Genomic DNA, 1,423 nt, shown 5'->3' on the forward strand with positions numbered 1-1,423 from the left:
CTCCATCCGCTCCGGTGGCTCCTGTTGGGCCTGTCACTCCATCCGCTCCGGTGGCTCCTGTTGGGCCTATCGCTCCCGTGCTTCCATTAGCTCCCGTTAATCCTGTTGGCCCCATAGGACCAGTTATTCCATTTACCCCAGTAGGGCCTGTCGCACCCCTGGCACCAGTCGGGCCTGTCGCTCCTCGGGCTCCGGTAGGTCCAGTTGGTCCAGTACAACAACAATAATATCCAGCATTACAGCAACACTTCCCATAACATGCGTTACAGTGAATGCAACGGTAATCATTATAATTACAATTATTTTGCATGGCTTACCTCCCCAATAATAAAAAAGTACTTGTTATCACTTTATTCTATGCATTTTTATTGCATTGGTTCTGTTGTACAGTATTCTTAAACCAACTAAAAAACATGACCCGCTTCTACTTTTAGAAACTGGCCATGTCTTCATTTTATCTTCCATAAACCCTTTTATCCGACTACCTGATAGGAATACCTTTAATTAATGCGTCTCTTTAACTGAACATTTCTCTCAAGAATACTTCTAATAAGCTGATGAGGTGTCTGAACAGCAGATGTCGCTATAGATTAATATACATTAAAATCCCCGGGAAAAATAAAAAATGACTCGAACCCAAAACACTGGATTCTTGCCACTTTACATACATGAGCGTGCGGAGGTTCGAACTCCGGACAACTTGATTAAAAGTCAAGTGCTCTACCAACTGAGCTACACGCCCTTACCTAACAAACCTATTTTTTAGCGAAGAAAATGCCCAGAGCCGGAATCGAACCAGCGACACGAGGATTTTCAGTCCTCTGCTCTACCAACTGAGCTATCTGGGCATTAGACTTAAGGTAAGTCTGAATTGCGGGGGCAGGATTTGAACCTACGACCTTCGGGTTATGAGCCCGACGAGCTTCCAGACTGCTCCACCCCGCGATATTAAATTTTACTTATCTTTTTCAAGATAAAGCCGATGATCGGACTCGAACCGATAACCTGCTGATTACAAATCAGCTGCTCTGCCAATTGAGCCACATCGGCGCTAAGCCTCACGGCAATGGATGGAGAAGGATTCGAACCTTCGAAGGCGTCGCCAACAGATTTACAGTCTGCCCCCTTTGGCCACTCGGGAACCCATCCATATTTTTTAAGTGGGACCTATAGGGCTCGAACCTATGACCCTCTGCTTGTAAGGCAGATGCTCTCCCAGCTGAGCTAAGATCCCACAAACGACCCAGAAGAGACTCGAACTCTCGACCTCCGCCGTGACAGGGCGGCGCTCTAACCAACTGAGCCACTGGGCCTTACTTAAAAGGTATATGTACCTTCAAAACCGCATACAAAGAATCATCCTTCTCTCCTATTGCCCTGCCTGGTTATGCCCTCGACCTATTAGTAACGGTCAGCTCCATGC

The 1,423-nt window shown here is 46.7% G+C and carries 7 tRNA genes; all 7 read right to left on the bottom strand.

What is annotated here, in order from left to right:
* Positions 1-669: 669 nt before the first annotated feature.
* Positions 670-742: transfer RNA gene (locus tag A8805_RS20155), tRNA-Lys, on the bottom strand.
* 33 nt (positions 743-775) lie between these two features.
* A tRNA-Phe gene (locus A8805_RS20160) sits at positions 776-848 on the bottom strand.
* Between the two features lie 23 nt (positions 849-871).
* Positions 872-945, bottom strand: a tRNA-Met gene (locus tag A8805_RS20165).
* A 32-nt stretch (positions 946-977) separates the two neighbouring features.
* Positions 978-1,050: transfer RNA gene (locus A8805_RS20170), tRNA-Thr, on the bottom strand.
* 17 nt (positions 1,051-1,067) lie between these two features.
* A tRNA-Tyr gene (locus A8805_RS20175) sits at positions 1,068-1,149 on the bottom strand.
* Positions 1,150-1,161: 12 nt separating this feature from the next.
* A tRNA-Val gene (locus tag A8805_RS20180) sits at positions 1,162-1,234 on the bottom strand.
* A 5-nt stretch (positions 1,235-1,239) separates the two neighbouring features.
* Positions 1,240-1,313: transfer RNA gene (locus A8805_RS20185), tRNA-Asp, on the bottom strand.
* Between the last annotated feature and the right edge of the window lie 110 nt (positions 1,314-1,423).

Source organism: Faecalicatena contorta (genome assembly GCF_003149105.1).
GTDB lineage: Bacteria > Bacillota > Clostridia > Lachnospirales > Lachnospiraceae > Muricomes > Muricomes contortus_C.